Below are 23,415 nucleotides of genomic sequence, written 5' to 3' on the forward strand. Positions count from 1 at the left end.
GCGGCGACGGCCTCGGAGAACTAGGGAGACTTTTCACCGAACGAGGATTTTGGACGGGTTCCGCAACTCGAATTCGGCGCTGCATTATCGCTGACCTCGATGCCCGGGCAGTAAATGGCGGACCAACACCCGAGAAACGCCTCCCGGCGCCCCTGGAACGTTGGCGTCCGGTCCGGCCGAACCGGGGCGTGTTCGGCGAGCACACCCTAGGACCGCCGGCCGGAAACTCCTCGGACGCGGCACCGCCCGGGAGGTTCAGTACGAAGCGGGACGATTGGGCGACCCGACGGGCGGGAAGGGACGGGAGGGGTCGGGGCGCCACGGGGATGGAGCACGACCGCGGCGGTGAGCGCCGCAGGGTGTTCGGCTCGCGCCGCAGGACCGGCCCCCGCCGACGGGCCGCGGACCGTTTATTCCCGGACCGGGATGTAAAGAGCCTGACATCGGGTCCGCGCCCGCTTGGCTGATAGCTTGCTGCCTAGAGCGATCCCATCGCTGGTAAGCCCGACGAATCGCGTCATTGGAAAGGTGCGTCAGAGATGTCTGCGCCATATTCGCTTCCTGAACTGCCCTACGACTACGCGGCCCTGGAGCCGTGGATCTCCGGTCAGATCATGGAGCTGCACCACGACAAGCACCACGCCGCCTACGTCGCCGGTGCCAACAGTGCGCTGGAGAAGCTGGCGGAGGCCCGCGAGGCCGACGACTTCGGCACCGTGCCCATGCTCCAGAAGAACCTCGCGTTCCACCTGGGCGGCCACGTCAACCACTCCGTCTTCTGGAAGAACCTCTCCCCGGACGGTGGCGACAAGCCCGAGGGCGAGCTGGGCGCCGCCATCGACGACCAGTTCGGCTCCTTCGACGCCTTCCGCGCGCACTTCAACGCCGCGGCGACCAGCCTCCAGGGTTCCGGCTGGGCGATCCTGGCCTGGGACGCCCTGGGTCAGCGTCTGATCATCGAGCAGCTGTACGACCAGCAGGCCAACATCGCCATCGGCACGCAGCCGCTGCTCATGCTGGACATGTGGGAGCACGCCTTCTACCTCCAGTACAAGAACGTCAAGGGCGAGTACGTCAAGGCGTTCTGGAACGTGGTCAACTGGGCCGACGTCCAGGAGCGCTTCGCCGAGGCCCGCAAGGTCCAGCTCGGCTAACCCCTCCGGTTCTCCCGGGTCGGTCGGAACCCCCGGGTCCCGACCGCTCCGGCGGGCCGGAAACAGCGGAGGGCGGCACCACGCGCGTGGTGCCGCCCTCCTCTTGTCTCCGTCCCCGCAGCGGTGGTCCCGCCACAAGCGGTCTCGGCGCCGGATCCGCTCCCGGTGGCAGGATCACGGCTGTTCAGACCACCAGCGCGTCCGGGTGGCTCTCCACCGGGCCGTACCGGTCGAGTTCGCGCCAGGCACGGGCCAGCCGCCACACCAGCTCCTCACGCGTCTCGCGGTCGTAGGCGAACGGCAGCCGGAAGTACTCGTCGTGGAGACCGCCCTCCGAGGCGGACATCACGGGACCGGGCACCAGTTCCACGTCGTGGCAGAGCGCGACCTGGGCGAAGGCCCGGGCGTTGACCCCGGGCAGGTGCACCCACAGGGCGGCGCCGCCGTCGGGGGCCTCCCACCGCCAGTCGGGCAGGTCACGGCGGAGCAGGGAGCCCATGTGCGCCAGCGCCTCGCGGAGCTCCTCCGAACGCTGGTGGGCGAGCTGGCCGTAGCGGTCGAGCAGGCGCACGGCGACCGCCTGGTCCAGCAGGGGGCTGGCCAGGTCGGCGAGGACCTTGCGGCGGCTGAGCCGGAGCGCCATCTCGGCGGGGGCGCGCAACCAGCCGACGCGGAGCCCCGCCCACCCCACCTTGGACAGCGAGTCGACGCTGACGACCTCGGCTCCGCGCGGGGCGTAGGCGGCCAGCGGGGCGGGCTCGTCGGCGGCCCGGATCCCGGTGTAGGCGCTGTCCTCAAGGATCGGAACCCCGTGCCGGGCCGAGAGCTCCCCCAGCTCCCGGCGGCGGGCCACGGACATCAGGGTGCCGGTCGGGTTGTGGTACGAGGGCATCACGTAGAGCAGGTGGGGCGCGTGCCCGGCGAAGGCCCGGCGCACCCCGTTGGCGTCGATCCCCTGGGCGTCCATGGGGACCGGGTGGATCTGGGCGCCCCGGTCGCGCATGAGGTCCAGGCATCCGGCGAAGCTCGGGTCCTCCGACACCACGGGGGAACCCTTGCGCAGGTAGAGCTGGGCGACCAGGGCGACGGCCTGGTGGGCGCCGGTGGTGACCACGATCTGGTCGGGGTGGGTGGGCAGGCCCTGGCGTTCGTAATGGCGTGAGATCGCCTCACGCAGGGCGGGCAGCCCGCGCGGGTAGTAGGTGCCCTCGGCCATGAGGGCGGGCAGGTCCTCGGCCACGACCTCGCGGATGGCCTGCTCGACCCCGGCGAGAGCGGGGGTGCGCAGGCACGACACGGGGATGACGTTCTCGTCGGCGCGCAGGAGGTTGCTGTACATGGGGTTGCCGTTGCCGGCGGCGGCCCACCCGTCGGCGCGCACCGGTGCCCTGGTGCTGCACACCCGGGTGCCGCTGCCCTGGCGGCTCTCCAGGACGTCCTCGCCACGCAGGTGGTCGTAGGCGGAGACGACGGTGGTGCGGCTGATCCGCAGTGCGACGGCCAGGTTCCGCTCGGAGGGCAGCCGCTCCCCCGGGACGAGGGAGCCCTGTTCGACCAGGCCGCGCAGGGACGCGGCCAACCTCCGGTAGAGGGCGCCGGTCCCGGCGGACCAGTTCCCGAGAAGGTCCACGAGCTCGTCGGTACGTCGAACAAGGTCCATTTTCGGCTCCATTGGCTCTATTCGCACTCCGCCTGACTCCCGATACTGGCATCAGACCAACAGAGACCACCAGAGCCAAAGTGGACTCTTTAACAAGGTCCACTTGAACCGGGAGTTCCGATGCGTTCCCTGCTTCCCCAGCCCGCCGCCGATCACCTCAGCACACGCACGAAGGCGGCCAGGATCCGTTGCTCCGTGGCGGAGCCGACCCTCCCCGCGCACTGGACGGTCCTGGTGGAGACCCGCACGGTCACCGGTGAGCGCCACCATCTTCAAGCCCTCGTCGGTGCGCTACGGGAACAGGCCAAGGACCATTTGGGATACCTGGGAGAAGTCCACTTCTTCGACCAGGGGGACCGTGTGCGCGTGGTGAGCCTGTGGCGCTCCCCCGCTGACCTGCGCTCCTTCGTGGAGGAGACCCATCGGGAGGTCCTCGCCTACCGTGCGGCGGCCGGCGGTTTCCCCACCGTGGAACGGGCCCTGTGGTGGTCCACGGCGGGGACCGGGATCACCGCGGCGGAGGCCGAGGAGCGCGCCGAACAGCTGCGGACACGCGGCCCCGGCCCGCGGGCCTTCACCCTGGGCTCCCCGGTCCCCGCCCCCGCCTGAGGCCCCGGTACCGCACGGTCCGTCCCACACGGCCGGGCCCTGACCAGCGCGTTCAGGGAGGGTGGGACCGCTCTGCCCCTGCGGGGTGCACGCCCGGGGCGGCCAGGACGGCGTCCAGGGCACGGGCGTCGATCTGGCGCCCCACCCACCGGGCGCGGCGGACCAGGAACTCCAGTTCGTCCGACTCCGGGGGGCGCAGTTCGCGCCTGGTGCGGCGTCCGGCCCGTTCCCGTCCCACCTCGGCGAGGCGGAGGGCGTAGGCCTCCAGGACCTGGATCCGGACCTCCAGCGGGTCGACGAGGGCGACGTCCCACCAGGGCGCCTCCGGGGCGTCCCCCTCCCTGGCCCCGAGTTCCCGGGCCACCGCCCACTCGGTCCGGGCCACGAGGTCCCGGCTGAGGTCGCGGTCCACCAGGGCCTCACGGACCAGCGGGGAACGCAGGATCTCGTCGGAGGCGCGCTGGGTCCGGCCCAGGGTCCAACGGCCGGAGTCCCCCAGGTCCGCCGGTTCGACGTAGCGCCCCGGGTGGCGGTCGATGACCTGTTGGGGGCCGGCGAGGCGTCCGACCAGCTCGCGCTCACGTCTGCGGCGGGCGGACAGGGCACCGCCCGGCGCACGGGAGGCCCGTCCGCGCGATCGGCGCAGCAGCAGCGCACGCTGCTCCAGGGCCAGGCGCAACCGGCGGGCCTCCCGTGCGGGCAGCTCCGCGTCCACCACGGGCCGAAGGGACTCGGAGGCGCCGATCATCGGCGGCGCCTCGCCGAACTCGGCCTCCTCCAGCGCGTCTGCGGCCTCCGGCCGCCTCCCCCCGAGCACGGCCCTTCTACGGCTCCCGAAAGCCTCGAAGCGCCTCCTCGCCCTGGTGCGCCGGGTCGGCGGAGGGTCCTCGGAACGCGGTCCGGGGTGTTTGGCCGCCAGAGCCCTGATGCGGTGTCCGCCGTACGCGGTGGCCCCGGGCACCTCCGTCCCGGAACGATCCGGGGCGGGCTCCTCGACGCCGACCGGTTCGAGGGGCCCGCCGAGCCTGCGGCACACCTCGTCGCCGAGCGGGGTGAGGCGTACCCCGTGCTGCCACTGCCAGCTGGCCAGGCCGCGTTTCTTGAGTGCGACGTACACCGGATCGGGCACCTCGGCCGACAGCCGGAGCCCGCCGGAACCGTCGTCCACCGCCTGCCGCAGAGCCTCGCACAGGGTCTCGGAGAGCTTGAGCGTACGACCGTCGTCCAGGGTGATCCTGACCGTGCCCAACGCTTCCGAACCTCCGTGTCCGCGCACCCCCGGGCCCAATGCCTACCCGCGAAGGGCCGGAGGACACCTCGGCCCCGGGGTCAGGCCCCGGAGGCGTCCTCCGGAGCGGCGGGGGCGAGGGGGGCGCCCATGGCGTGGTAGCCGCCGTCCACGTGCATGACCGTGCCCGTGATGGCGCGGGCGGCGGGCGACATCAGGAACAGGGCGGGGCCCGCCACGACCGTGGTGTCCTTGGTGTCCCAGCCCAGCGGCGAGTTGTCCGCCCAGGAGTCGGCGATCTGCGAGAAGCCCGGGATGGAGCCGCCCGCGAGGGACTTGATCGGGCCGGCCGAGATCGTGTTCACCCGGATGCCCTGCGGGCCCAGGTCACGGGCGAGGTAGCGGGCGGAGTTCTCCAGGACGGCCTTGGCCGAGCCCATCCAGTCGTAGACCGGCCAGGCGACGCTGGCGTCGAAGGTCAGCGAGACCACACCGGCGCCCTCGGGGGCCTTGGCGAGCAGGTCGCGCATACCGACGGACAGGGCGGCCAGCGAGTAGCCGGAGATGTGGATCGCCTTGGCCACGTCCTCCCAGTCGGTGTTGAGGAAGTTGCCGCCCAGGGCGGACTCGGGCGCGTAGGCGATGGCGTGCAGCAGGCCGTCCACGTGGTCCCAGTGCTCGCCGACCGCCTCGGCGGTGGCGGTGATCTGCTCGGGGTCGGTGACGTCCATGGGCAGGACGGCCACGGGCTCCTTGGGCAGCCGCTTGGCGATGCGCTCGCAGATGGAGAAGGCGCGGCCGGGCGGGTTGGTCAGGATCACCTCGTGCCCCTGGAGCATGGCTTCCTCCGCGATCGCGTAGGCGATGGAGGACTGCGTGGTGATGCCGGTGATGAGCAGGTTCAAGGGGTCCCCTGGAAGGCGGTGTTGTGGCTGGCAGTGGCAACGTATCGGCGCGCGGTGGGGCGCGTCTGCCGTGGAACGGCACAAAGAATCGGGCCCGGGCTTTGAAGGGGTCCGCCAGTGGGCGGGCCGTGGGCGTTCAGACCGCCTCCCCGCCCGGACCCGGCCACGCCCCGCCGAACCCGGCTCCCAGCCCCCGGCGCGCCGCGGCGGTGAACTCCTCCGGGGCCAGGGCGCCCATACCCTCGGGCAGGACCCCCACGAGCGGCCCCGCGCCCGTGCCGGGCAGGTCGGTGAGGTTGCAGCGCATCGCCAGGTCCGGCCGCTGCGGGGCCTGAGGCCAGGATCCGACCAGGACCCCGGCGGGGGCGAGGCCGCGCGAACGCAGCGCCTCGGCGGTCAGGGCGGTGGCGTTGAGGGTGCCCAGTCGGGGGTCGGCCACCACCAGCACCGGGGCGGCCAACAGGACGGCCGCGTCGGCCAGGGTCTGCCCCGCCGCGTTCAACCGGACCAGCAGCCCGCCGGCCCCCTCCACCAGCACCAGGTCGTGTTCGCCGGCCAGGTCGCGCGCGAGGTCCGCGACCTGCCGCGCTTCGGGTCCGTCCAGGCCGACCCGGGCGGCGGCCCGGGCCGGGGCGAGGGGCTCGGGGTAGCGGGCGGTCTCGGCGGTGGTCACCCCGGGGACCAGGCGCGCCACGGTCTGCGCGTCGCCCTCCTCCCCCGGCCCCACCCCGGTCTGGGCGGCCTTGAGCACCGCCACCCGCCGTCCCCGGGCCGCGGCCAGCGCGGCGACGGCGGCCGTGGCCACGGTCTTGCCCACCTCGGTGCCGGTTCCGGTCACCACGAGCACACGGGTCACTGCTGCCCCTCCGCGTCCTCGTCGGCCGCCAACGTGGCAGCGGCCGCGGCGACCATCCCCTCCGCGATGGTCGCGACCTGCTGCTCGGAGCACACGTAGGGCGGCATCGCGTACACGTGCTCGCGGAACGGCCGCAGCCACACCCCGGCCGCCACCGCCGCCCGGGTGGCCTCGCGCATACGCACCGGCCGGTCCAGCTCGATCACCCCGATCGCGCCGAGCACGCGCACCTCCCGCACGCCCGGCAGGCGCTCCGCGGGGGCCAGGCCCCGGCGCAGCCCCGACTCGATCCGGGCCACGTCGCCCCGCCAGTCGCCCCCGGCGAGCAGCTCCACCGACGCCAGGGCTGTCGCGCAGGCCAGCGGGTTGCCCATGAACGTGGGCCCGTGCGCGAGCACCGGGACCTCTCCCCCGGCGATCCCCCGTGCCACCCGGGAGGTGCACAGGGTGGCGGCCAGCGTCATGTACCCGCCGGTCAGCGCCTTGCCCACGCACAGGACGTCGGGAACGACCCCGGCGTGGTCGGCGGCGAACATCTCCCCGGTCCGGCCGAACCCGGTGGCGATCTCGTCGAAGACCAGCAGCAGCCCGTACGTGTCCGCGATCCTGCGCAGCTCCCCGAGGTAGCCGGGGTGGTGGAAGCGCATCCCGCCCGCGCCCTGGACGACGGGCTCGACGATGATCGCGGCCAGCTCTGCGGCGTGTTCCCGGGCCAGAGCCTCGAACTCCGCCAGGTAGTCGGGGTCGGGCCCGGTACCGAACCCGGCGGGCGGTGCGGGCGCGTACACCTGGCCGGGCAGGACGTCCCCCCACAGCGAGTGCATGCCGCCGTCGGGGTCGCACACGCTCATGGCGTGGAAGGTGTCGCCGTGGTAGCCGCCCCGCCAGGTGAGGAACCGGCGGCGTTCGGCGTTGCCGGTGGACCGGTGGTACTGGAGGCACATCTTCATGGCCACCTCCACCGACACCGAGCCGGAGTCGGCGAGGAAGACGTGCTCCAGCCCGTCGGGGGTTATCCCGACCAGGGCCCGGGCCAGCTCGGCGGCGGGGGCGTGGGTCAGCCCGCCGAACATCACGTGGCTGAACCGGTCCACCTGGGCGTGCACGGCGGCGTCGAGTTCGGGGTGGCGGTAGCCGTGGATCGCGGACCACCACGAGGCCATCCCGTCGACCACCCGGTGGTGTTCGCCGTCCGCCCACAGGGTCAGGTGGACTCCCTCCGCGCCGGTGACCACGTAGGGGGTCTCGGCTGCGGGAACGGTCGTGTAGGGGTGCCACAGGTGCGCGCTGTCGGCGGCCCGGACACGGTCGGGGCTGGCCGTCGCTGTGCTGATTCGGGACATGGTGCCCCATTGTTCCCCGCGCGCGGGGACTGGCGCCCCGTACGAGTGAGCCAGGAATCCCCGCCGATTCTTTGTGGGCTTCCACTGGTGACTGGGGGCCTGCCGAACGGCAGAGTCGTATACGCCTCCCTGGCACTCAAGGGACGGGTCGCCCCAGCGGGCTTGGCCGCCGCTGGGTCGACCCGCCAGGGACCTCCCCGCAGGACTGGACCCGCACCGTCGAGCCCCGAGGAGCTCTCACCCGCATGGAACACCTCGACACCGCCCCCCGCCCCTGGCCGCTGCGCGCGGCACGGACGGGGCCGCTACCGGCCGACCACCCCCTGGCGTGGTTGGACGGGGCCGCCGAACGCCGGTCCCGGGCCGGTCTGACCCGCCGCACCGTCCCCAGGCCGCCCTCCGAGGGGCTGCTGGACCTGGCGGGCAACGACTACCTGGGGCTCATGCGCGATCCCCGGGTGGTGGCGGCCGCCGCCGAGGCCGCCCACACCTGGGGCGCGGGCGCCGGAGGTTCGCGGCTGGTCACCGGCGACACGGAACTGCACGGTGAGCTGGAGCGCGAGCTGGCCGCCTTCCACGGCGCGGAGGCCGCCCTGGTGTTCTCCTCGGGGTACACCGCCAATCTGGCGATGGTGACCGCGCTGGGCGCCCCGGCCGCCGGCGAGGCGGAACCTCCCCTGGTGGTGTGCGACCAGTACAACCACGCCTCCCTCATCGACGCCACCCGGCTGGCCAAGGCGGCCGGCGCCCGGGTCGCGGTGTTCCCGCACGGCGACGCCGACCGGGCGGCCGAGCTGCTGTCCGGGGGCGCCGGTCGGCGCCTGCTGCTCAGCGACACCGTGTTCTCGGTCGACGGCGACCTCACCGACCTCCCCTCGCTGGCGGAGGTCGCGCGCACCCACCGGGCGGCACTGCTGTTGGACGACGCCCACGGGCTCGGGGTGGTGGGCCCGGGCGGGCGCGGTGCCGCGGGTGCGGAGCTGGGCGGGGCCGACGACGTGGTGGTGTCGGTGACCCTGTCCAAGTCGTTGGGCGCCCAGGGCGGTGCGGTCCTGGGCTCCCGCCGGGTGATCCGGCACCTGGTGGAGACGGCGCGCACGTTCGTGTTCGACACCGGGTTGGCTCCGGCGGCCGCGGGGGCGGCGCTGGCGGCGCTGCGTGTCCTGCGCGCCGAACCGGAGCGGGCCGAGGCGGTGCGTTCCCGCGCCCGCGAACTGTCCGAGGGGCTCCGTGCCCGGGGGTTGTCGGCCAGCGCCCCGGACGCCGCGGTGGTGTCGGTACCGGCCCCCTCGCCGGAGGCTGCGGTGGACTGGCGTGCGGCCTGTCTGGCGGACGGGGTCCGGGTGGGCTGTTTCCGTCCGCCGTCGGTCCCGGACGGCCGTTCCAGGCTGCGCCTGACCGCCAGCGCCACCCTGGACAACACCGATATCCGCCGTGTTCTCGACGTCATCACGACAAACCGCCCCGGGTAGTCTGGCGGATGGATCTGGGCGTGTGTACACGCGCCCGCACGCCCGCAGACCCGGGAGGCGGTAGGAGACCGTGTCAGCGCGTGATGGTGACCCCCAGGAACCCCAGGACTCCCAGCAACCTCAGGAGCCCCACGAGCCCGAGGAGACCCCGGACGCCCCCGAGGGCGGAGCCGAGGCGACGGGCAAGGGTTCCCCCAGGCGGCGCCGTCGGGCCAGGATCACCCTGGCCGTCGCCTCGCTCCTCGTCCTGACCATGGTGGCCGTCCTGGCCGTGCCCGCCACCCGCAACGGTCTGGTCGACCTGTGGTGCGACGTCACCGGCGGGGTGTGCCCCGGCGAGCCGCTGCCCCCGATCACCGAGGACGAGGAAGAGGACTGGCGGGTCCGGATGGAGCCGGAGGAGGCCGCCCTGTGGGGTAACTACGTGGCCCTGGGCGACTCCTACTCCTCGGGTGACGGTGCCGGGGAGTACGAGGAGGGCACCGCGGAGCCGGGTGAGTGCTGGCGTTCGGAGCACGCCTACCCCAAGGTCATCGAGCGCGAGTTCTCCTTCGAGGGCCACCTGGGCTTCTACGCCTGCAGCAGCCACAAGGGTTCGGACATGCTCAGCCAGATCGGGACCCCCGAGTCCCAGATCGAGCGCGTCACCGAACACACCTCCCTGGTGACCGTCGGCATCGGCGGCAACGACCTCGGGTTCATCCCCGTCCTGCGTACCTGCATCGTGCGGATGCCGCTCCTGGAGCGGACCGGCTGCACGGACCAGGAGGACGAGATCACCGAGAAGATGGAGTCCTTCGACGAGACCCTCACCGAGGTGCTCACGGAGATCCGCGACCGTGCCCCGGACGCCCGCGTGCTCGTTCTCGGCTACCCGCGGCTGTTCCCCGAGGAGCCGCCCGGGATGTACTACACGCTCTCGGTGAGCGACCAGCTGTGGTTGAACTCGGTCGCCGAGCGGTTCAACGACCGGATCAGGGACACCGTCTACCGGGTGGACGGCGACGTGTACGGTTCCCGCCAGGTCGGCAGCGTGGAGTTCGTCAACGTCTTCACCGCGCTCACCGGCTACGAGGTCAGCGAGGAGGAAGCCTGGCTGAACGGGATCGTCCTCGGCCAGCTGGGCGAGGGGCTGCGTGTGGACCGGGCGAGCTTCCACCCGACCGCCGAGGGGCAGCGCTCCGTGGCCGAACGCGTGCGGCTCCAGATCGAGGAGGGCCCCGAGCGGGTGCTGTACACGTCCCGGGAAACCCTGGAGGGCGTCAGCTCCGAGGTGCTCAGCAGCGAACTCGGCGGCCCGCTGGACCCCGCCAACGGCGAACCCGAGGAGGCCGCCGAAGCCACCGAGGGCGCTGCCGAAGGCACCGCCGAAGCCGACTCCTAGGACACACGCCCCGCCGCGGCGATGAGTTCTCCGGCCCCGGCGAGTCATACCTACATGCCATCGCCCAGTGCACAGGAGGAACACGTGACTCAGATGCTGAGGGTCCAGAACTTCACCGTCTCCAGCGACGGGATCGGCGCCGGCGAGGAGCAGAGCCGCGAAAGGCCGTTCGGCCACGTCGATCCGGGTGGGTTGTTCTCCTGGGCGGGGGCCACGGCGAGCTGGCCGGGCCGCACCGACCCGGGAGGCAGCCGGGGCCTCGACGACTACTTCACACGGGACTTCACACACAACGTCGGTGCCGAGATCATGGGCCGCAACAAGTTCGGCCCCCAGCGCGGCCCCTGGAAGGACCACGAGTGGCTCGGCTGGTGGGGTGACGAGCCCCCGTTCCACACCCCGGTCTTCGTCATGACCCACCACAAGCGCCCGTCGTTCACGCTCTCCGACACCACGTTCCACTTCGTCGGCGGCGACCCGGCCGCCGTCCTCGAGCAGGCACGGGATGCGGCGCGAGGCAAGGACGTCCGGCTCGGCGGCGGGGTCACCACCATCCGGCAGTTCCTCGACGCCGACCTCGTCGACACCCTGCACGTGGCGGTCTCACCGGTGAAGCTCGGATCCGGTCTGCGGCTCTGGGAGTCACCCGACGAACTGCTCGACCGCTTCCACCTGGAGGTCGTGCCCAGCCCGAGCGGTGTGGCGCACCACCTCTTCTGGCGGAGGTGACACGCGGGATCGGCACGGGGCCCGCCCGGATCGGATCCGGGCGGGCCCCGCAGTCTCAGCTATCCCCTGCGTCCCGTACGTTCCCTTCGTACGGTGGTACGCGCTACCGCTTCTCGGCCTTCAGTTCGGCGATGACCTCGGCGAAGCGGTCCAGCCCCCAGTTGAGGTCCTCCTCGCTGACGACCAGCGGCGGGGACATCCGCACGGTCGAACCGTGGGTGTCCTTGACCAGCACCCCGTGCTCGGCGAGGCGCCTGCACAGCTCCTTGCCCGAGGCCAGTTCGGGGTCGACGTCCACGCCGGCCCACAGGCCGATGCTGCGTGCCGACACCACTCCGTCACCGACGAACCCGTCCAACCTGCGGCGGAGCACCTCACCCAGTTTCCGGGCGTTCTCCAGGTAGGGGCCCTCGGTCAGCATCCGGACGACCGTACTGCCCACCGCCCCGGCGAGCGGGTTGCCGCCGAAGGTACTGCCGTGCTGGCCGGGCTGGATGACGCCGAGGACGTCCTCGTCGGCCACCATCGCCGACACCGGAAGGATGCCGCCGCCCAGCGCCTTGCCGAACAGGTAGGCGTCCGGAACGACACCGGTGTGCTCGCAGGCCCGGATGGTTCCCGTGCGGCCCAGGCCGGACTGCACCTCGTCGGCGATGAACAGCACCTGGTTGTCGTCGCAGATCTCCCGGACCCGGGGCAGGTAGTCCTCGGGCGGCACGATCACGCCGGCCTCGCCCTGGACCGGTTCGATGAGCACCGCCACCGTGGTGTGGTCGACCGCCTCCTCGATGGCCTTCGCGTCCCCGTAGGCCACCGAGCGGAACCCCGGAGTGTAGGGACCGAAGCCGGTCTTCGCCTCGGGGTCCGAGGAGAAGGAGATGATCGTGGTGGTGCGCCCGTGGAAGTTGGCGCCCGCCACGACGATGGTCGCCTGGTTCTCCGGAACGCCCTTGACCTCGTAGCCCCACTTGCGGGCCACCTTGATGCCGGTCTCCACCGCCTCGGCACCGGTGTTCATCGGCAGGACCTTCTGCTTGTCGACCATGTCGGCCAGGGCGCTCACCCAGGGGCCGAACCGGTCGTTGTAGAAGGCCCGGCTGGTCAGTGTCACCCGGTCGAGCTGGGCGTGCGCGGTCGCCAGGAGGTCGGGGTTGTGGTGGCCGAAGTTCATGGCCGAGTAGCCGGCCAGGCAGTCGAGGTACCGCTTTCCCTCCACGTCGGTCACCCAGGCGCCACGGCCTTCGGCGATCACGACGGGCAGGGGTGAGTAGTTGTGTGCGGACCTCGCCTGGGCGAGTTCGATGTGGTCCGCGCTGGAGAGTCCCTGTCCGCCGGGGTTTCCGACGGAGTCCTGCTGTCCCAGGTTCTGGGTGGTCATCTAGCCGCTCCGATCACCATTGACCGATGTCAGACATCAGACAGTAGATACCCACCGTGGAGCCCGGTAGAGCCCCGGCGGCGGGATCCCCAAGAGTTGAGCAGATGATCCGGTGAGCACACAAGGGGTGGCACATCTCACCGTTGCGCGGCCGGGCCCGAAACCTGAGCGCGTTCCGGGGCCGCACCCGCCCTGAGCGGGGGCTGCCCGGCCCTGTCCCCGGAAGGGGTGACGGGGGACGGTTACGCAGGTGACGCGGTCCACAGCCCCCACCGCGATCGGGCCGCCCGCCGAGGGGTACGTTCGCTCCTACCAGTCACAGCCGCCTCGAGTGTCCTCACCGGGGACGGCCGCCCGCGATCGTCAGGGAGGTCACCAGACGTGCCCCATCACGCGTCCCCGGACAGCCCCTTCTCCCTCTCCGGCCTCATGGCCGCGGTGGCCGACGCCGTCCCGGACCGAATCGCCCTGGTCGCCGGGCCCCGGCGGCTCACCTACCGAGCCCTGGACGAGCGTTCCACACGTCTGGCGCAGCACCTGGTCGCGGCCGGGGTACGCCCCGGTGAGAACGTGGCGGTCCTGTCCTTCAACCGGGCGGAGTGGGTCGAGTCGTTCCTGGGCGTGCTGCGCGCGGGCGCGGTTCCGGTGAACGTGAACTACCGGTACGTGGCGGGCGAGCTGCGGCACGTGCTCTCGGACTCGCACGCGGTCGCCCTGATCGCCGAGGACTCCCTGGCCGCGACGGTGACGGCGATCCTGCCCGACCTCCCCCGGCTCCGGCACGTGCTGCTGTTGGAGGACGGCTCGGCGCGTGACGCGTCGTTGGCGGGCGCGGACTACGAGGAGGCGCTCGCCGCCCAGGAGGGCTCCGCCGGCCAGAGCACGGGCGGCACCGGCGGTCCGGGCGCAGCGCCACTGCCCGCGACCAGCGGCGAGGACCACTACCTGCTCTACACCGGCGGCACCACCGGCTACCCCAAGGGGGTGCTGTGGCGCCAGGCGGACATCTTCCGTGCAGCGGTGGAGCGGCGCTCCCCGGGCACCCCGCGTGCCCGGACACCCAAGGACGTGGCCGACCGCGCCGCCCGCTGCTTCCCGCAGCGGATGCTGGTGCTGGGCCCGCTGATGCACGCGGCCGGCCAGTGGAACGCGTTGAGCATGCTGCTGTGCGGCAAGCGCGTGGTGCTGTCCACCGACCGCAGCTTCCGTCCGGACCGGGTGCTGGAGCTGGCCCACCGGGAGGGCGTGCACGCCGTGCAGCTGGTGGGTGACGCGATGGCCCGACCGCTGGCCAGGCACCTGCTGACCGAACCCTCCCTGTGCCCCGACCTCACCTCGGTGCGTTCCGGCGGCACTCCGCTGACGCCTGCGGTGCGCGGGCTGTGGCGGGCGTGGCGCGAGGACGTCGCCCTGGCCGACGCCTACGGGGGATCGGAGACGGGTGTGTGCGGTTCGGCGACCGCCCCCGACGCGGAGGAGACCGTCACCTCTCCGGACCGGCGCAGTTTCACCATGGGCGGCAGCATCGCGGTGCTCGACGGGTCGCTGCGCCCACTGGCCCCGGGTTCGGCCGAGGTCGGCCGCATCGCGCGAACCGGTCGGATCCCGCTGGGCTACTACAACGATCCGATCGCCACCGCACGCACCTTCCCCACTGACGGGGAGGGGCGGCGCTGGGCCCTGTCGGGCGACTACGGCACCCGGGCCGCGGACGGTTCGATCGTGCTGCTGGGGCGGGGCAGCGTCGTCATCAACACCGCGGGGGAGAAGGTCTACCCCGAGGAGGTGGAGGCGGTGCTGAAGGCGCACCCGTCGGTGGACGACGTGATCGTGGTGCCCGCACCGGACGAGACGCTCGGCCAGCGGGTGACGGCGCTGGTGTCGCTGGCTCCCGGGGCCTCCCCGCACGAGGACGCGCTGCGCGCGCACTGCCGGGTCCGGCTGGCCGGGTTCAAGGTGCCCCGGACCGTGCACTTCGTGGACCGGGTGCGGCGCACCGCCGTGGGCAAGCAGGACTACCGGTGGGCCGCGTCGGTGGCCGGCGAGGGGACCGCGGCGCTCGCCCCGTGATCCCGGGGCGCCCGCCCCGGGCTCCGGCGGCCCCGCCCGCGAAGCCCCGTCTCCGCCTTCCCTGACGGACCCCCCTTTTCGGCCTCGAAGCCGACACATACAACCCCAGCCGAAACCTCGATTTTCTGGGTGCACGAGCGCCTGTTCCTCCTCCGGTCACCGCTAGACTTGGCGCTGCCCGGCCCTGGGCCCGACGGCTCCCCTCCCCCATCACGCGGCCCGGGCCGTCAGAACTCGGCGCGGATCCGTGCATCGGGCCCAGAAGCGGTCACCACACGGGTCCGCGCGGACCAGCACCCCTACCCCCGCCGGTCTACCGTGGAGAACGGGACCGGCGGCCCCATCAGGACGGAGGACGGCGCCCCTCCCGGGAGTCCCCGGGCACGCGCCCGACAACATGGCCAAGTCAGTAGGCTCCTACATCTTCAACGCGGTGCGCGGCGGGGCCGTGGGCACCTCAGAGGCGCTGCCCGGTATCAGCGGCGGCACGGTCGCCCTGATCGTCGGCCTCTACGACCAGCTGATCGGCGGCGCCGGCCACATGGTCAGCGGGATCAAGCGCTACCTCACCGACGTCCCGCGCGGCCGCGGCAAGGACCGAGCCATGGCTCAGTTCCGCCAGGTGGAATGGTCCGTCCTGGTTCCCGCGCTGATCGGGATGGCGGTGGCCCTGGTGCTGGCGCTGCTGCTCATCGCCCCGTTGGTCGAGGAGTACACCCAGTACGCCTACGCCATCTTCTTCGGGCTCGTGCTGGCCTGCCTGTGGATCCCCTACACCGGTGCCGGCCGTAGCTGGCGGGCGGGCCACTACCTGATCGCCCTGGCCTTCGCAGCCCTCACCTTCTTCCTGACCGGCCTCCCGGGCGCCAACCTGCCCACGCACCCGGTGGTGGTCTTCCTCGTCGCCTCGGTCGCGATCTGCGCACTGGTCCTGCCGGGCCTGTCCGGCTCCTTCATCCTGCTGACCGTCGGCCTGTACGGGCCGACCAAGGACGCGGTGGGGAACCTCGACTTCGTCTACCTGGGCACCTTCGCCCTGGGCATGGTGACGGGCCTGGCGGTCTTCGTGAAGGTCCTCCAGTACCTCCTGGAGAACTTCCACCACATGACCCTGGTGGTCCTGACCGGCCTGATGGCGGGTTCCCTGCGGGCCCTGTGGCCCTGGCAGAACGAGGAGCGGGAGATCCTCCCCGCCACCGACGTCCCGGTGACGGTCACCCTCATGGTGATCGGCTTCGCCGTCATCGTCGGGGCCATCGTCTGGGAACGCCGCAAGCGGGAGCGGTTGGAGGCCGCCCAGCACCGACCGGACGTCACCGTCCACTGACCGGAACCGCCGGCCCAAGGGCCCAGGCGCGCCAACGCCTCCCGGGACCTCGGTTAGGGTCGGAACCACCACGAACACATACGGATGCCGGGGCCGCGGGGCCCCGGCGGCGCGGGGTGCCGGAGACAGACCTGCCGGCTGAGAGCACACCCGTCGAACCTGCCCTAGTTAGCACTAGCGAAGGAACGCCCATGAGCGCGTACAACGTCGTGTCCATCGCAGGAAGCGACCCCAGCGGGGGCGCCGGCGTCCAGGCCGACCTGAAGTCGTTCTCCGCCCACGGGGTCTACGGAATGACCGTGTTGACGGCGTTGACCGCCCAGTCCACACGCGGGGTCACCGGGGTGCACGGTGTCCCCGCGTCGTTCGTCACCGACCAGATGGACACCCTGTTCTCCGACGCGACCGTGCACGCGGTCAAGGTGGGGATGCTGTCGACCTCCGAGGTCACCGAGGCGGTCGCGGCGGCCGTGGACCGGTACGAGCTGCCGAACGTGGTGGTGGATCCGGTGATGGTGGCCAAGAGCGGTGACCGGCTGTTGGAGAGCTCCGCGATCGAGGCGCTGCGCAGCGAACTGCTGCCGCGTGCGGACCTGATCACCCCGAACCTGCCCGAGGCCGCCGACCTGCTCGGCGAGGCCGAGGCCACCGACCTCAAGCAGATGCGCGACCAGGCCGAGCGCCTGCTGGAGCTGGGCCCGCGCCGCGTCCTGATCAAGGGCGGGCACCTTTCGGGCGAGGAGAGCGTGGACCTGCTGGTCGACGGGGTGACGGAGCCGGTGGAGTTCCGGGCCGGGAGGGTGGACACCCGCAACACCCACGGCACCGGCTGCACCCTGTCGTCCTCGATCGCCGCCCTCCTCCCGCAGCGCCCGGACACGGTGACCGCCGTGGCCGACGCCAAGGATTACCTGACCCGGGCCCTGATCCGTGCCGGGGAGATCGACGCCGGCGGCGGCCAGGGCCCCGTGCACCATTTCCACCTCTGGTGGTAGCAGGCACAGCCACCTCTGGTGGTAGCAGGCACAGCCACCTCCGGTGGTAGCAGGCACAGCCACCTCCGGTGGTAGCAGGCACAGCCACCCCTGGTAGCGGCAGGCACAACCACCTCCGGTGGTGGCAGGGCGACCGCCCCCGAACCGTCCCTGGTACCAGGAGTCGCAGCCGCCCCCGGCCGGGGAGACACGAAGGGGGACCGGCCGCTGCGGCCGGTCCCCCTCCTGTCAGCCCGCCGGGTGCGCGGGGACGGGTGCGCTTCTGCGGGGCGCGCGAACGCCCCTAGCCGCGCACGTCGTCCATGACGGCGTCCGGGTCGCGCCAGTCGGGGTGGTCGAAGAACTTCTTGGTCTCCGCGACGATGACCGGCGACAGGAGCAGCAGGCCGACCAGGTTGGGCAGCGCCATCAGGCCGTTGGCGATGTCGCTGAACAGCCAGACCGAGTCGAGGCTGGCCACCGACCCGACGAAGATGATCACGATGAACACCAGGCGGTAGGGCAGGACGAGCCCGCGGCCGCCCAGGAACTCCACGCAGCGCTCTCCGTAGTAGGCCCAGCCGAGCAGGGTGCTGAAGGCGAACACCGCCACCGCGATCGCCACGACGTAGGCGCCGGCGGAGCCGAACGCCGGGCTGATGGTCCCCAGGCCCTCGGTCAGCGCCTGCGAGGTGAGCAGGGAACCGTCCTCGGGGTTCTCCACCTGCCACACACCGGTGGTGATGATGACCAGGCAGGTCATGCTGACCACGATGATGGTGTCGATGAAGGTCTGGGTCATGGAGACCATGGCCTGGCGGACCGGCTGGGTGGTCTTGGCCGCGGCGGCCGCGATGCCGCCGGTGCCCAGACCGGACTCGTTGGAGAAGATGCCGCGGGCGAAGCCCATCTGGATGGCGAGCATGACACCGGCCCCGACGAAGCCGCCGGTGGCGGAGGTCCCGGTGAAGGCGCTGACGACGACCAGCTGCAGCGCGGGCAGGATCGCGGCCCAGTTGACGATGAGCACGAGGAGGCAGATGCCGACGTAGCCGACGATCATGACCGGCACCAGTGCGGAGGTGACCCGCCCGATGCTCTTGATCCCGCCGAGGATGACGGCTCCGGCGAGCAGCATCAGGACCAGGCCGATGATCCACGGCTCCACGCCGGTGACGCTGTTCACCTGCTGGGCGACGGTGTTGGCCTGGGTGCCGTTGCCGATACCGAAGGCGGCGATGGCGCCGAAGACCGCGAAGGCGACGCCGAGGAAGGTCCCCAGACCGCCCTTGATGCCGTGCTTCAGGTAGTACATCGGTCCACCGCTCTGTTCGCCCTTGGCGTCGGTGCGGCGGAACTTCACCCCCAGGAGGGCTTCGCTGTACTTGGTGGCCATCCCGAAGATGCCGATGACCCACATCCAGAACAGCGCGCCCGGGCCGCCGATGCCGATGGCAAGCGCCGCGCCGGCGATGTTGCCGACACCGACGGTGGCGGCGAGGGCGGTGCTCAGCGCCTGGTAGTGCGAGATGTCGCCCTCGACGGAGGCGTCCTCCTTGCGCCGGACCAGGGCCAGCCAGAGCGCGTGTGGCAGCTTGAACAGCTGGAGGAGGCGCAGACGGATGGTGAGGTAGACGCCGACACCCAGCAGCAGCGGAATGAGGACGAAGGGTCCCCAGATGATGCCGCTGACGATGTCAGCCATCTCAAGGAGTTGGTCCACGGGGGATCTCCCTTTCGGTGAGTGTGTGGGGCCGAGGAAGCCAGAGGTGGAACGGGGGACCAGCGCCCTCGGGATCGCGCTGGCACCGGTGTGCGCTGCGGCGATATCGGCAAAGAATGGCACCGAAGCGTAACGAACGAATCACGTGTGGTCCACATGCGCGTTGCGCCGCCCCAGCGCCTGTTTCGGTGTGCCCTGGTTCGGTCAGTTCTCCCGTTCTTCGCCCTGCTCCTCGTCCTGGGCGAGTGCGAGCCTGCTGAGCGCGGCGGCAGCGGCCTCCGGGTCCGCCCCCTGACCCACGGCCACCCCGAGCAGGTAGGTCGTGAGCGGTGCCGCGGGCCGGGCCACGGAGTGAGCTGCGTCGCGCGCGAGATCGAGAACGCGGTCGACGTCGGTCTTCCGGAGGGGGTCGGTCCCGGTGAGGTCCAGCTCAGCTCGGACCAGCTCGGACCATTCCACGAGGGTCACCGCGCAACTCCTTAGTGCACTCATCTTGTTACTTTTAGTGATCATAGCGAGTTCCGGGTCACCAGCCGGCCAGTTGACCGTGCGGACGGCGTCACCGGCTGATCGACCAACCCGTGTCGGGCCTTCGGACACGGTTCTCCCGCCCGGCGGTCCCGGTTCACCCTCCGACCCTAGCGTCGAAAGAAGCGACACCTCGGCGTTGGGAGCCCCCGCATGTCCCCCACACCCCTGCCCGCCGTCCACCGTCCGCCGCTACGCGTGGCGATCGTGGCCGAGTCCTTCCTGCCACAGGTCAACGGAGTCACCAACTCCGTGTGCCGGATCGCCGAACACCTCGCCGCCGAAGGGCACCAGGCCCTCGTGCTGGCCCCCGGACACGGGCCCGCCTCGTACGCGGGCTTCCCCGTACTGCGGATGCCCGCCCTCCCCCTGCCCGTCTACCGTGACTTCCCGGTCGGCCTGCCCTCCCGCAGGACGATGACCGCCGCGATCCGGGCCTTCGCCCCCGACGTACTCCACCTGGCCTCCCCCGCGCTGTTCGGCGCGACCGCCGTGGACGTGGCCCGAAGGTGGGCGCTGCCGACCGTGGCGGCCTTCCAGACCGACCTGCCCGGGTTCGCCGGACGCTACGGCCTTCCCGGCTCCGACGCCCTGTGGTCCCTGCTGCGCCGGACGCACTCCGCCGTGGACCGCACCCTGGTCCCCTCCTCCGCCACGATGGAGGCCCTCTCGGCCCGGGGGTTCCCCCGGTTGAACCTGTGGCGGCGCGGTGTGGACACCGTGCGTTTCTCCCCCGACCACCGCTCCGAGGAGCTGCGCCGACGCCTGGCGCCGAACGGGGAGGCGATCGTGGGATACGTCGGCCGCCTGTCCCGGGACAAGCGCGTGGACCTGCTGGCCCACCTGGCCAGGCTCCGCGGTGTCCGTCTGGTGGTGGTCGGCGACGGCCCCGAACGGGCCCGGCTGCGCCGCCTGCTGCCCGACGCCGTTTTCACCGGCCAGCGCACCGGACGGGACCTGTCGCGGCTGTACGCGGCCATGGACGTGTTCGTGCACACGGGAGCGGACGAGACCTTCTGCCAGACCGTCCAGGAGGCGCTGGCCTCCGGTGTGCCGGTGGTGGCCCCGGCGGCCGGCGGTCCGCTGGACCTGGTCCTGCCCGAGCGCAACGGGTTGCTGTACGCGCCGGACTCGGTCCGGGAGCTGCGGGTGGCGGTGGGCCGACTGGTGCACAACCGCCAGGTGCGGGCGCGGATGGCTGCCGGGACCCGGCCGTCGGTGGCGCACCGGACCTGGGCCTCGGTCAACACGGAGCTGGTGGAGCACTACCGGGCGGTGATCGCGCCCAGCCACGAGCTGGCCGCCCGCCGGGCGCACGAGGCGCACACGCCCTGACCCGGGTCAGGCCCGGGCACGGATCGGGTTCGGGCACGGGCCGGGTTCGAGGCCGTGCGGAACACGAAGCCGGGAAACACGGACCCGGCACGGATCGGAAAAGGTAACGGGACCCTCCCTGGGAGAGATAGGGAGGGTCCCGTCGTCTGTGCCCGCCTCGCCCCCTTCACGTGACGGACACGGTTTCGGGGGCGGTCGCCGGGTCAGTGCACCGGCTGGGCGACCGCCTGCGGGGCCGGGATGACCGTGTTGGGAACTTCGGACAGCAGCGATCCCAGGACCTCCGCCAACCGGTCCAGGTGGGCGCGGATCCACGGCAGGGCCAGCGGGTCCCCGGCGGCCAGGGCCGCGTAGCGCCGGTCCTCGGAGTCCCCGTACAGGAGGCTGGTGGCCACCCGCATGCGCAGGGCGGCAGAGCTCTCACCGAACTCGACGGCGGGCAGGACTCCCATGCCGTACCGCTCCAGGAGGAGCCCGGTCAGTTCTGGTCCGGTGGCCACGCCGTGCAGCGCGGCCAGCCGTTCGCGGACCGGCTCGAAGTCCGGGTAGAGGTAGAAGGCCGCGCTCGGAGCCGCGACCGCTGCTCCGGCCCTGGTGAAGACATCGGCAACGGCGCGGGCCACGATGCCGTGCAGGCGGCGGCTGCGGTCGATGTGGTCCCGGAGCTCGGCGGGCTCGGTGAAGGCGTGGGCGGCCGCCTGCTGGACCGGCGCCGCAGGACTCGACCAGATCTCGCTGGCCACACCGAGCAGCCCGCCGCGCAGGCGGCGGCCGATCTCGGAGTCGGGCAGGCGCAGCACACCGATCCGCCAACCGCCCAGGGCAAGGTTCTTGCTCAGGCCGGTCGAGACGACCGTGCGCTCGGGCGCGTACTCGGCGGGGCTGTGCACGACGGCGCCCTCCCGCTCCCCCTCTCCCGGGTGGACCAGGTCGCGGTAGATCTCGTCGGAGATGATGACCAGGTCGAGCTCCCGGGCGACCTCGGACAGGCGCCGTACCGTCTCGGCGTCGGCGACGGTCCCGGTCGGGTTGTCCGGAACGGTGACGACCACCGCGTTGACGGTGCGCCCCTGTTCCCGGGCGTCGGTGACCGCGGCGTGCAGGAGGTCGGGCTGGGGTACGCCGCCCTGGCCGGTGGCGGTCGGCACCATGACGGGGCGCTGGCCGACGAGCCGGCTCTGCGCGGCGTAACTCACCCAGCTGGGCGCGGCGATGGCGGTGTCGCCGCCGATCTCCAGAAGAAGGCTGTACAGCAGGGGCTTGCTGCCGGGCCCCGCGATGACCGTGTCGGGGTCGGTGGGCAGACCGCGGCGGGCCCAGTACCCGGCGGCCGCCTCACGCAGGGCGGCGGAACCGGCGACGGGCCCGTAGGCGTTGGCGCCGTTGCTCGCCGAGAGCTGCTCCCGCATGACCGGGTGCACCGGCAAACCCGCCTCACCGAACCCGAGCGGAAGCACGCGCACCCCCTGGCGGCGCTTGTCGTTGAGAGCTTCGTTCACGGCGAGGGTCGCGGACACAGTGACGGTCATGGATGACTCATCTCCGGCTTGTCGTTAGGCACCGGCCACCGGTTGAGCTGTGACTCCGTCCAGCTGGTGGCCTTCGACCACAAGCCTGCCCAGGATCTGCCATCAGTACAAGCGAGTCTTTGCGATGCTGAGCATAAGCTGTTCTTATGCTTGATCTTCGACGCCTCCAGCTCCTCCGCGAGTTCAGCGCCCGCGGCACCATCGCCGCGACCGCGAGTGCCCTCGGTTACACGCCTTCGGCCGTCTCCCAACAACTCGCCGCCCTCGAACGGGAGACGGGGGTGGCGCTCCTGGACCGGTCCCCGCGAGGGGCCGAGCTGACCGACGCCGGCCAGCTCCTGGTGAACCAGTCCGAGGAGATCCTGGCCCTGGTGGAGGCGACCGAGTCAGTACTCGCCGAACAGGCGGACATCGCCCTGGGAGTGGTGACCGTCACGGCCTTCCCGACCGCCGCGGTGGCCTTCGCCCCGCTGCTGGCCCCTCCTCTGCGCAGCCATGAGGGGATGCAGCTGGTGCTTCGGCAGACGCTGCTGGCGACCGGCACCCAGAAGGTGCGCTCCCGCGAGGTCGACATCGCGCTGGTCGATGACTGGACCGGCCAACACCCCGGACGGGGACCCGACAGCGGCCTGCGCCACGTGCACCTGTTGCGGGACCCCATGGTGCTCGCGGTTCCGGAGGACCACAGGCTGGCCGACACGGAGGTACCGCTGGTCCTGGACCAGATGCTGGGCGAGTCGTGGATCGTGGCACCGGAGGGTGAGCGTTCGCGCTACGGAACCGAGAAGCTGTTCGCCGAGGCCGGCGGGTTGCCCGCGGCCACGTGGGAGTTCGAGGGGCTGGGCACGATCCTGAGCCTGGTCTCCCGGGGCATCGGGATCGCGGCGGTTCCGGCGCTGGCCATGGTGGGCGCCCCCGCGGGACTGGTCTACCGACAGCTGCCCTCTCCGCCGGAGCGGCACGTGTACGCGGTCCTGCGTCCGGCCTCGTTGCGGCGCCCGGCCGTCCAGGTCACCCTGGCCGCCCTGCGCGACGCCGCCCGCAGTGTGGAGGAGGAACTGAGTCCGGTCTCCCCCCGGGTCCAGGGCCCGCCGAGGTAGCGCGGTCGGCCGCCCCCGGGCCCGGCACCGGGTTCGGGGACGGCCGGGAGGTCGCGGATGCCCGGACGCGGCAGTCGGGTGGGGACGCCCAGACGCGGTAGCCGGGCGGGG

19 protein-coding genes and 1 riboswitch are annotated in these 23,415 nt (G+C 72.1%); of the genes, 10 read left to right on the plus strand and 9 right to left on the minus strand.

What is annotated here, in order from left to right:
• Window positions 1-539 precede the first annotated feature (539 nt).
• Complete coding sequence (locus AC0VYD_RS19240; RefSeq protein WP_475476862.1) at window positions 540-1,154, plus strand: superoxide dismutase; 615 nt, start codon at window positions 540-542, stop codon at window positions 1,152-1,154.
• A gap of 184 nt (window positions 1,155-1,338) precedes the next feature.
• On the opposite strand, the gene AC0VYD_RS19245 is transcribed toward AC0VYD_RS19240, so the two are convergent.
• Window positions 1,339-2,814, minus strand: a complete 1,476-nt coding sequence (locus AC0VYD_RS19245; protein WP_475476863.1) for an aminotransferase-like domain-containing protein — start codon at window positions 2,812-2,814, stop codon at window positions 1,339-1,341.
• 120 nt (window positions 2,815-2,934) lie between these two features.
• Between AC0VYD_RS19245 and AC0VYD_RS19250 the strand changes: the two genes are divergently transcribed.
• Window positions 2,935-3,423 carry a DUF3291 domain-containing protein gene (locus AC0VYD_RS19250; RefSeq protein ID WP_475476864.1) on the plus strand — a complete coding sequence of 163 codons (489 nt, stop codon included), beginning with the start codon at window positions 2,935-2,937 and terminating at the stop codon, window positions 3,421-3,423.
• Window positions 3,424-3,475: 52 nt separating this feature from the next.
• Here AC0VYD_RS19250 and AC0VYD_RS19255 read toward each other — a convergent pair whose 3' ends face one another.
• From AC0VYD_RS19255 to AC0VYD_RS19270, 4 genes are all read right to left on the minus strand, one after another.
• Complete coding sequence (locus AC0VYD_RS19255) at window positions 3,476-4,672, minus strand: hypothetical protein (protein WP_475476865.1); 1,197 nt, start codon at window positions 4,670-4,672, stop codon at window positions 3,476-3,478.
• A gap of 80 nt (window positions 4,673-4,752) precedes the next feature.
• Window positions 4,753-5,556, minus strand: a complete 804-nt coding sequence (gene fabI, locus AC0VYD_RS19260) for an enoyl-ACP reductase FabI (protein ID WP_475476866.1) — start codon at window positions 5,554-5,556, stop codon at window positions 4,753-4,755.
• A 136-nt stretch (window positions 5,557-5,692) separates the two neighbouring features.
• On the minus strand, window positions 5,693-6,412 hold the full coding sequence (bioD, locus tag AC0VYD_RS19265; RefSeq protein WP_475476867.1) for a dethiobiotin synthase: 720 nt from the start codon (window positions 6,410-6,412) through the stop codon (window positions 5,693-5,695).
• Window positions 6,409-7,755, minus strand: coding sequence for an adenosylmethionine--8-amino-7-oxononanoate transaminase (locus AC0VYD_RS19270; RefSeq protein ID WP_475476868.1), 1,347 nt, complete (start codon window positions 7,753-7,755; stop codon window positions 6,409-6,411). The genes bioD and AC0VYD_RS19270 overlap by 4 nt, the downstream gene beginning before the upstream one ends.
• Before the next feature lie 245 nt (window positions 7,756-8,000).
• Between AC0VYD_RS19270 and AC0VYD_RS19275 the strand changes: the two genes are divergently transcribed.
• The 3 genes from AC0VYD_RS19275 to AC0VYD_RS19285 all read left to right on the plus strand — a co-directional run bounded on the left by AC0VYD_RS19275 (window position 8,001) and on the right by AC0VYD_RS19285 (window position 11,340).
• Entirely contained in the window at window positions 8,001-9,227 is a 1,227-nt protein-coding gene (locus tag AC0VYD_RS19275; RefSeq protein WP_475476869.1) for an 8-amino-7-oxononanoate synthase, read from the plus strand.
• 70 nt (window positions 9,228-9,297) lie between these two features.
• Window positions 9,298-10,611: an SGNH/GDSL hydrolase family protein gene (locus tag AC0VYD_RS19280; RefSeq protein WP_475476870.1), complete on the plus strand. Its 1,314-nt coding sequence runs from the start codon at window positions 9,298-9,300 to the stop codon at window positions 10,609-10,611.
• Between the two features lie 84 nt (window positions 10,612-10,695).
• Window positions 10,696-11,340 (plus strand): dihydrofolate reductase family protein, encoded by a 645-nt coding sequence (locus AC0VYD_RS19285; protein WP_475476871.1) that lies wholly within the window; start codon window positions 10,696-10,698, stop codon window positions 11,338-11,340.
• A 103-nt stretch (window positions 11,341-11,443) separates the two neighbouring features.
• Here AC0VYD_RS19285 and rocD read toward each other — a convergent pair whose 3' ends face one another.
• Window positions 11,444-12,718, minus strand: coding sequence for an ornithine--oxo-acid transaminase (gene rocD / locus AC0VYD_RS19290; RefSeq protein ID WP_191275203.1), 1,275 nt, complete (start codon window positions 12,716-12,718; stop codon window positions 11,444-11,446).
• Between the two features lie 381 nt (window positions 12,719-13,099).
• Here rocD and AC0VYD_RS19295 point away from each other — a divergent pair, with 381 nt between their 5' ends.
• The 3 genes from AC0VYD_RS19295 (at window position 13,100) to thiD (ending at window position 17,110) form a co-directional block, all read left to right on the plus strand.
• Window positions 13,100-14,788 (plus strand): acyl-CoA synthetase, encoded by a 1,689-nt coding sequence (locus AC0VYD_RS19295; protein WP_475476872.1) that lies wholly within the window; start codon window positions 13,100-13,102, stop codon window positions 14,786-14,788.
• A gap of 397 nt (window positions 14,789-15,185) precedes the next feature.
• Window positions 15,186-16,115 (plus strand): DUF368 domain-containing protein, encoded by a 930-nt coding sequence (locus tag AC0VYD_RS19300; RefSeq protein ID WP_475476873.1) that lies wholly within the window; start codon window positions 15,186-15,188, stop codon window positions 16,113-16,115.
• Window positions 16,116-16,217: 102 nt separating this feature from the next.
• Window positions 16,218-16,318: riboswitch (TPP riboswitch) on the plus strand.
• The gene (thiD, locus tag AC0VYD_RS19305) at window positions 16,307-17,110 is read left to right on the plus strand and encodes a bifunctional hydroxymethylpyrimidine kinase/phosphomethylpyrimidine kinase (RefSeq protein ID WP_475476874.1); all 804 of its coding nucleotides are present in this window, start codon (window positions 16,307-16,309) and stop codon (window positions 17,108-17,110) included. It overlaps the preceding riboswitch by 12 nt.
• A gap of 283 nt (window positions 17,111-17,393) precedes the next feature.
• On the opposite strand, the gene AC0VYD_RS19310 is transcribed toward thiD, so the two are convergent.
• Together AC0VYD_RS19310 and AC0VYD_RS19315 are read right to left on the minus strand one after the other, a co-directional pair.
• Window positions 17,394-18,812, minus strand: coding sequence for an alanine/glycine:cation symporter family protein (locus AC0VYD_RS19310; protein ID WP_475476875.1), 1,419 nt, complete (start codon window positions 18,810-18,812; stop codon window positions 17,394-17,396).
• 204 nt (window positions 18,813-19,016) lie between these two features.
• Entirely contained in the window at window positions 19,017-19,280 is a 264-nt protein-coding gene (locus AC0VYD_RS19315) for a DUF6457 domain-containing protein (RefSeq protein ID WP_475476876.1), read from the minus strand.
• 213 nt (window positions 19,281-19,493) lie between these two features.
• Here AC0VYD_RS19315 and AC0VYD_RS19320 point away from each other — a divergent pair, with 213 nt between their 5' ends.
• Entirely contained in the window at window positions 19,494-20,675 is a 1,182-nt protein-coding gene (locus AC0VYD_RS19320; RefSeq protein ID WP_475476877.1) for a glycosyltransferase family 4 protein, read from the plus strand.
• A 203-nt stretch (window positions 20,676-20,878) separates the two neighbouring features.
• On the opposite strand, the gene AC0VYD_RS19325 is transcribed toward AC0VYD_RS19320, so the two are convergent.
• Window positions 20,879-22,204, minus strand: coding sequence for a pyridoxal phosphate-dependent aminotransferase (locus AC0VYD_RS19325; protein WP_475476878.1), 1,326 nt, complete (start codon window positions 22,202-22,204; stop codon window positions 20,879-20,881).
• A 146-nt stretch (window positions 22,205-22,350) separates the two neighbouring features.
• Between AC0VYD_RS19325 and AC0VYD_RS19330 the strand changes: the two genes are divergently transcribed.
• A complete protein-coding gene (locus AC0VYD_RS19330) occupies window positions 22,351-23,304 on the plus strand; it encodes a LysR substrate-binding domain-containing protein (RefSeq protein WP_473038593.1) in 954 nt (317 codons plus the stop codon).
• Window positions 23,305-23,415 lie beyond the last annotated feature (111 nt).

This window comes from Nocardiopsis sp. iso_40 (assembly GCF_056173285.1).

Bases quoted from the DNA above. Each gene is read 5' to 3' on its own strand.
- AC0VYD_RS19240 (WP_475476862.1), top strand. From the start codon at position 540: ATGTCTGCGCCATATTCGCTTCCTGAACTGCCCTACGACTACGCGGCC.
- AC0VYD_RS19245 (WP_475476863.1), bottom strand. From the start codon at position 2,814: ATGGACCTTGTTCGACGTACCGACGAGCTCGTGGACCTTCTCGGGAAC.
- AC0VYD_RS19250 (WP_475476864.1), top strand. From the start codon at position 2,935: ATGCGTTCCCTGCTTCCCCAGCCCGCCGCCGATCACCTCAGCACACGC.
- AC0VYD_RS19270 (WP_475476868.1), bottom strand. From the start codon at position 7,755: ATGTCCCGAATCAGCACAGCGACGGCCAGCCCCGACCGTGTCCGGGCC.
- AC0VYD_RS19275 (WP_475476869.1), top strand. From the start codon at position 8,001: ATGGAACACCTCGACACCGCCCCCCGCCCCTGGCCGCTGCGCGCGGCA.
- rocD (WP_191275203.1), bottom strand. From the start codon at position 12,718: ATGACCACCCAGAACCTGGGACAGCAGGACTCCGTCGGAAACCCCGGC.
- AC0VYD_RS19300 (WP_475476873.1), top strand. From the start codon at position 15,186: ATGGCCAAGTCAGTAGGCTCCTACATCTTCAACGCGGTGCGCGGCGGG.
- thiD (WP_475476874.1), top strand. From the start codon at position 16,307: ATGAGCGCGTACAACGTCGTGTCCATCGCAGGAAGCGACCCCAGCGGG.
- AC0VYD_RS19320 (WP_475476877.1), top strand. From the start codon at position 19,494: ATGTCCCCCACACCCCTGCCCGCCGTCCACCGTCCGCCGCTACGCGTG.
- AC0VYD_RS19325 (WP_475476878.1), bottom strand. From the start codon at position 22,204: ATGACCGTCACTGTGTCCGCGACCCTCGCCGTGAACGAAGCTCTCAAC.
- AC0VYD_RS19330 (WP_473038593.1), top strand. From the start codon at position 22,351: ATGCTTGATCTTCGACGCCTCCAGCTCCTCCGCGAGTTCAGCGCCCGC.